This is a genomic window from Ruegeria jejuensis, from assembly GCF_041537905.1.
In the GTDB taxonomy this organism is placed as follows: domain Bacteria; phylum Pseudomonadota; class Alphaproteobacteria; order Rhodobacterales; family Rhodobacteraceae; genus Ruegeria_C.
Map to the genome: position 1 here is coordinate 1 of NZ_JBGRUO010000051.1, position 6,184 is coordinate 6,184.

The following is a 6,184-nucleotide window of genomic DNA, read 5'->3' on the forward strand; positions in this document are numbered from 1 at the left end:
CATCTCGGCATCAAACCAGATCGATAATGAACCGCGCTGCTTCAGCGCTGTGTTGTACGAAGGCCAGTTCCTGGTCTTATACGTCGTAGGGGACCAACTGCTCATAACATCCAGCTATCACGCTGGATTCAAACAGTGAATCCCCTCAGGCGATTTGTGCAACAAAGCCGTCCGGGGTACAAACCGCGCTTGTTCCATAGCTCGGCAATGCAACCAAGAATCCAGCGCTCGCGCTCGTCCCAGTTTTCATTTTCGTCGCCAAGAGTTCTCAGCTCTCGGATGGAGCCGAGAAATTGTTCAAGCAGTCCAATAGCGTCGTCACTGGTCAGTAATCGCGCGCCATACTTGCAGGTCCGCGCATTGTCAGGATAGACCACGAAGCGTTCGAGTGTTTCGGGATCGTCCCGATACAGGTGGTAGGGTAGCTACTTTGCCCTGCTGGCGGTGGCGCTGATTACCGTGCGTGATCTCGTCACCCGCCGGATGTCCACGCAGGTGCCGTCCTTGATGGGGTCCTTTGCCACCGCCGTGACGGTGACGGTGGCCGCAGGCTTTGCCTCGCTGAGTGAGCCCTGGGTGTCGGTGACCCTGCCGCTGGCCGGGCTGATCCTTGCGGCCTCGGGCTTCATTCTGCTTGGCTATCTCTGCAGCGTACTGGTGATGCGGGTGGGTGAGGTGGGCTTTATCGCGCCTTTCCGTTATTCAGGTCTGATCTGGGCCCTGGCTCTGGGCTGGCTCGTGTTTGGCGATTGGCCCGACCCGGTCACCATGCTGGGCGGAGCGCTGGTCGTGGCAACCGGGCTATTCACGCTGTTCCGGGAGCGTTTTGCTCAGGGTCCGCCAAACACCTGACGCACGTGATCGCTGTCGATTGCGAATCTCATGGAGAATTCCATTTCCTGTTCGGGGGTCAGAGGTGTGACGGGAACGGGCTCTACCGGCTTTTGACGGGAATCATTGTAGCCGTTGTGGGTGCGGACCCACATTGGCTGATCCGTATAGCTGACCGTCGGCATGTTTTGGTCGATCTTCGAATGCGCGAAATGCATGATCGTCTTTTTGCAATTGCCGGCAACATACATCCCCAGCGAGGCCACATAGAGGCGTCTAAACATGTCGGTGGCCGAGATGCCCTTAGGGCCAAGCTCGGCAACAAATCCGCGATTGTAATCGAAAGCCACGGTTAGGTTGTCGCGCACCAGCCCGTCACATTCCGCAACCGCAGCTCGGAGCCGCTCGACAAAGTCGACAGAGACCGCATCATCGTCGTCATAGCGAAACTGCAGACAGGGTTGCGACGGGTCTTTGCGCGCCGCGTTGAGGATGTTCTGCATCGTCACACGTTGTCGGCCCGGCGGGCGCGAGACGATCTGAACCTGCGGCATGTCACTGGTCAGATCGTGCAGCCTGTCCCGATGGTGCCTTGGCAGGCTGTCTCCGATAACGACGATCAACTCGAAATCCGGGTCCGTTTGATGACGCAAGCAGGGGAGGGTGAGGGTTTCGAAGATTCGAAATCGCTCTTCCAGACGGTCTGGCGCGTAAAGGTAATCGATGCGCTCCTCCAGCGTGTCGTGGTGGACTTGAAATCCGCCTATTGCGAGGTAGGAGAAACGGCAAAGACCGATAGCTTGCATCGCGATCCCGTTGGATAAGGTGGCATTTCCGGAGTATTATGGTGGTGCACATGGCGCGCCACAAGAATGGGATTTGACCAGATGCGAGATTGCCTGCCCTGGCTGACCAGACCGTTTGCTTTGCTTCGGGACCGCTCATTCCAAGCGGCGTGAAAACACCTGTTTGACCATTGCGTTGTCGATGTTGAAGCGGTTCTTGAAATACCTCTCTTGTCCAGGGGTCAGCGGCGCGTAGTCAAAGTTCTTGCCCCCGTGTTTCATCCGCGAGTCATTGAAATCATGGTGCGCGCGCAGCATCATGTCCTCATGCGGGAAGGTGACGGTGGGCATGTCGGTCCAGAGTTTGCCGCGCGTGTAATCCATGATTGTTTCCTTCAGCCCCGGCTGCACGATGATACCCAGCGCAATGGCGCTGTAGGCGTAGTTATAGGCGCATACTTGCAGGCCTTCGGCACCAGCGCGGAACACGTAGCCGCGATTGAAATCCACAGCGATGGCACGGTGCTTGGACCAGAGCGCGCGGATATCCTCCGCCGTTTCGCGAAATCGGGCGATGAAATCGCGACCCATCGCATCGTCGTCATCGAGGCGAAACTGCAATGAGGGCTGTTCCAGCGAGCCGCGGTTGTCGCGCATGGCACGGATCATGACCCGGCGGTGGCGCATCGCAGGATAGGCCCGGATCAGCACCTGCGGCACATGTCGCGTCAGGTTTTGCAGCCGCTCCAGGTAGGGGGCAGGAAAATCTTGCCCGATAACCACGAGCAACCGGAAGTCGGGATCGGTCTGCCCGGCAACCGAAGGCAGAGTGATTGCTTCGAAATGACGAAAACGGGTTTCAAGGCGTTCTTGCTGGTAGAGAAATGCGCGTCGTTCATCGAGTGTATCATGGGTCATCTTGAACCCACCCTCGCCGAGATAGCTGAATCGGCAGAGACCCAGGATATCCAATTCAAAGAGCCTTTCCCGTGGTAGTGCTGTACCCGGACTATGCGGGGCTCGGGGGAACTGTGCAAGTTCGACAAGGGGTTGCTCGCTGCGAGACCCTTGTCAGGTGCCCGAAACTGGCCTTGTTGGCCCGCCGGGGAGTGCTGTTGACACCATCGGCGACTCCGCCTATACGCCCGCTATCTCGGTACCGGGGGTCGCCCCATAGCCGATTTCAGTAATGAACTGGTCAAGGCCCGGACAATTTTGCTGTTCGCGCCCTCTGATACCCAACCGCGACGTTCACCTCGGAATGGGAACGCTCGCGGATTTTGCGCTTGTGGACGCATAAGTGCAGCGAATTTAACCGCACGCGACGCGCGTGCATGTCACATGTGTTGCGAAACGGGGAAAGAACCGGAATGCCAACGATCCAACAGCTGATCCGCAAGCCGCGGCAGCCGAAAGTAAAACGCTCGAAATCCATGCACCTGGAACAGTGCCCGCAGAAACGCGGCGTCTGCACCCGGGTCTACACCACCACACCGAAGAAGCCGAACTCGGCGATGCGGAAGGTTGCCAAGGTGCGCCTGACCAACGGGTTCGAGGTCATCTCGTACATCCCCGGTGAAAGCCACAATCTGCAGGAACACTCGGTTGTTCTGATCCGTGGCGGCCGTGTCAAAGACCTTCCCGGTGTGCGGTACCACATCCTGCGCGGTGTTCTGGATACACAGGGCGTCAAAGACCGTAAGCAACGTCGTTCGAAATACGGCGCGAAGCGTCCCAAGTAAGAAGGAGAGGCTGATATGTCACGTCGTCACGCCGCCGAGAAGCGCGAAATCCTGCCCGACGCCAAATTTGGCGACAAGGTGCTGAGCAAGTTCATGAACAACCTGATGATCGACGGCAAGAAGTCGGTCGCAGAGCGCATCGTCTACAACGCGCTGGACCGCGTTGAAACCAAGATCAAACGCGCCCCCGTCGAAGTCTTCCACGAAGCGCTCGACAACATTAAACCCAGCGTCGAAGTTCGTTCGCGCCGCGTGGGTGGTGCCACCTATCAGGTGCCCGTCGAAGTGCGCCCCGAGCGCCGCGAAGCGCTGGCCATCCGCTGGCTGATCTCTGCCTCGCGCAACCGCAACGAAAACACGATGGAAGAACGCCTCGCCGGTGAGCTGCTGGACGCAGTTCAGTCGCGCGGTACCGCCGTGAAAAAGCGCGAAGACACCCACAAGATGGCCGAGGCGAACAAAGCCTTCAGCCATTATCGCTGGTAATCCAGAGGATCTGAGACCTATGGCACGCGAATATACACTGAACCATTACCGCAACTTCGGTATCATGGCGCATATCGATGCAGGCAAAACCACCTGTTCCGAGCGTATCCTGTATTACACCGGCAAATCCCACAACATTGGTGAGGTGCATGACGGTGCAGCCACCATGGACTGGATGGAGCAGGAGCAGGAACGCGGCATCACCATCACCTCGGCTGCGACCACCACTTTCTGGGAGCGCACCGAGGACGGCAAGACCGCCGACAGCCCCAAGCACCGCCTGAACATCATCGACACCCCCGGTCACGTGGACTTCACCATCGAAGTCGAACGCTCGCTGGCGGTTCTCGACGGTGCTGTCTGTGTTCTGGACGCCAATGCCGGTGTTGAGCCGCAGACCGAAACCGTGTGGCGTCAGGCTGACCGCTACAAGGTTCCGCGCATGGTGTTCGTCAACAAGATGGACAAGATCGGCGCCGACTTCTTCAACTGCGTTGAGATGATCGAAGACCGCACCGGCGCCCGCGCCGTTCCGGTTGGTATTCCGATCGGTGCCGAAACCGAGCTTGAAGGTCTGATCGACCTCGTCACCATGGAAGAATGGCTGTGGCAGGGCGAAGATCTGGGCGCGTCCTGGGTCAAGGCTCCGATCCGTGACAGCCTGAAAGACATGGCTGACGAATGGCGCGGCAAGATGATCGAAGCGGCCGTCGAAATGGACGACGACGCGATGATGGAATACCTCGAAGGCAACGAGCCCGACGTGCCGACCCTGCGCGCGCTGCTGCGCAAGGGCACGCTGGAGATCGCCTTCGTTCCGGTTCTGGGTGGCTCGGCCTTCAAGAACAAAGGTGTTCAGCCGCTGCTCAATGCTGTGATCGACTATCTGCCCAGCCCGCTGGACGTTGTCGACTACATGGGCTTCAAACCCGGTGACGAAACCGAAGAACGTAACATTGCCCGCCGCGCGGATGATGACATGGCGTTCTCGGGCTTGGCGTTCAAAATCATGAACGACCCCTTTGTTGGCTCGCTGACCTTTACCCGCATCTATTCGGGTACTCTGGCCAAGGGGGACACGCTGCTGAACTCGACCAAGGGCAAGAAAGAGCGCATCGGTCGTATGATGATGATGCACTCCAACGACCGTGAAGAGATCACCGAAGCGTTTGCAGGCGACATCATCGCGCTGGCCGGTCTGAAAGACACCACAACCGGTGACACCCTGTGTTCGACCGGCGATCCGGTGGTTCTGGAAACCATGACCTTCCCCGATCCGGTGATCGAGATCGCGGTTGAGCCGAAAACCAAGGCTGACCAGGAGAAGATGTCTCAGGGTCTGGGTCGTCTGGCCGCCGAAGACCCCTCCTTCCGTGTGGAAACCGACCTCGAAAGCGGTCAGACCATCATGAAGGGCATGGGCGAACTTCACCTGGACATCCTGGTGGACCGCCTGAAGCGCGAGTTCAAGGTCGAAGCCAATATCGGTGCGCCGCAGGTGGCCTATCGTGAAACCATCGGTCACGAGGTCGAACATACCTACACCCACAAGAAACAGTCGGGTGGTTCGGGTCAGTTCGCCGAGGTGAAGATGATCATCTCGCCGACGGAGCCGGGCGAAGGGTATTCGTTTGAGTCCCGCATCGTTGGCGGTGCCGTGCCCAAGGAATACATTCCGGGCGTTGAAAAAGGCATCAACTCGGTTATGGATAGCGGCCCGCTGGCCGGCTTCCCCGTGATCGACTTCAAGGTTGCCCTGATCGACGGTAAGTTCCACGACGTGGACTCGAGCGTTCTGGCGTTCGAAATCGCCGCCCGTATGTGTATGCGTGAAGGCATGCGCAAAGCTGGCGCGAAGCTGCTGGAACCGATCATGAAGGTCGAAGTGATCACCCCCGAGGAATATACCGGCGGTATCATCGGCGACCTGACATCGCGTCGGGGTCAGGTGTCTGGTCAGGAAAACCGCGGCAACGCAATCGCAATCGACGCGTTTGTGCCGCTGGCCAACATGTTCGGCTACATCAACACCCTGCGGTCGATGTCGTCGGGCCGCGCCCAGTTCACCATGCAGTTCGATCACTACGATCCGGTTCCGCAGAACATCAGCGACGAGATCCAGTCGAAATACGCATAAGAGAAGATTTGAGGGAGCCCGTGCGCCGGGCTCCCTTCATTCCCGAAAAAGGAGGCCATCATGGCAAAGGAAAAGTTTGAGCGTAATAAGCCGCATGTGAACATTGGCACGATTGGCCACGTTGACCACGGCAAGACGACGCTGACCGCAGCGATCACCAAGTATTTTGGTGACTTCAAGGCGTATGACCAGATTGATGGCGC

General features: G+C 58.3%; 7 protein-coding genes and 1 pseudogene. 5 read left to right on the top strand and 3 right to left on the bottom strand.

The features are described from left to right. Positions 1-105: pseudogene (locus tag AB1E34_RS25890) on the bottom strand (IS5/IS1182 family transposase); the annotation flags it as partial. A gap of 339 nt (positions 106-444) precedes the next feature. Here AB1E34_RS25890 and AB1E34_RS25895 point away from each other — a divergent pair. Then, positions 445-852, top strand: a complete 408-nt coding sequence (locus AB1E34_RS25895) for a DMT family transporter (RefSeq protein ID WP_372575174.1) — start codon at positions 445-447, stop codon at positions 850-852. Here the strand turns inward: AB1E34_RS25895 and AB1E34_RS25900 are convergent. Both AB1E34_RS25900 and AB1E34_RS25905 read right to left on the bottom strand, forming a co-directional pair. After that, the gene (locus AB1E34_RS25900; protein ID WP_372575175.1) at positions 831-1,637 is read right to left on the bottom strand and encodes a putative rhamnosyl transferase; all 807 of its coding nucleotides are present in this window, start codon (positions 1,635-1,637) and stop codon (positions 831-833) included. The two genes, AB1E34_RS25895 and AB1E34_RS25900, sit on opposite strands and share 22 nt — an antisense overlap. A gap of 135 nt (positions 1,638-1,772) precedes the next feature. Continuing rightward, positions 1,773-2,588 carry a putative rhamnosyl transferase gene (locus AB1E34_RS25905; RefSeq protein ID WP_372575176.1) on the bottom strand — a complete coding sequence of 272 codons (816 nt, stop codon included), beginning with the start codon at positions 2,586-2,588 and terminating at the stop codon, positions 1,773-1,775. A gap of 398 nt (positions 2,589-2,986) precedes the next feature. Between AB1E34_RS25905 and rpsL the strand changes: the two genes are divergently transcribed. From rpsL to AB1E34_RS25925, 4 genes are all read left to right on the top strand, one after another. Then, positions 2,987-3,358: a 30S ribosomal protein S12 gene (gene rpsL / locus AB1E34_RS25910; protein WP_005621086.1), complete on the top strand. Its 372-nt coding sequence runs from the start codon at positions 2,987-2,989 to the stop codon at positions 3,356-3,358. A gap of 15 nt (positions 3,359-3,373) precedes the next feature. Beyond that, positions 3,374-3,844 (top strand): 30S ribosomal protein S7, encoded by a 471-nt coding sequence (rpsG, locus tag AB1E34_RS25915; RefSeq protein ID WP_306200596.1) that lies wholly within the window; start codon positions 3,374-3,376, stop codon positions 3,842-3,844. Between the two features lie 19 nt (positions 3,845-3,863). Continuing rightward, complete coding sequence (gene fusA, locus AB1E34_RS25920; protein WP_372575177.1) at positions 3,864-5,981, top strand: elongation factor G; 2,118 nt, start codon at positions 3,864-3,866, stop codon at positions 5,979-5,981. A gap of 60 nt (positions 5,982-6,041) precedes the next feature. Beyond that, a partial coding sequence (locus AB1E34_RS25925) for a GTP-binding protein (RefSeq protein WP_372575178.1) occupies positions 6,042-6,184 on the top strand: 143 nt, incomplete at its 3' end.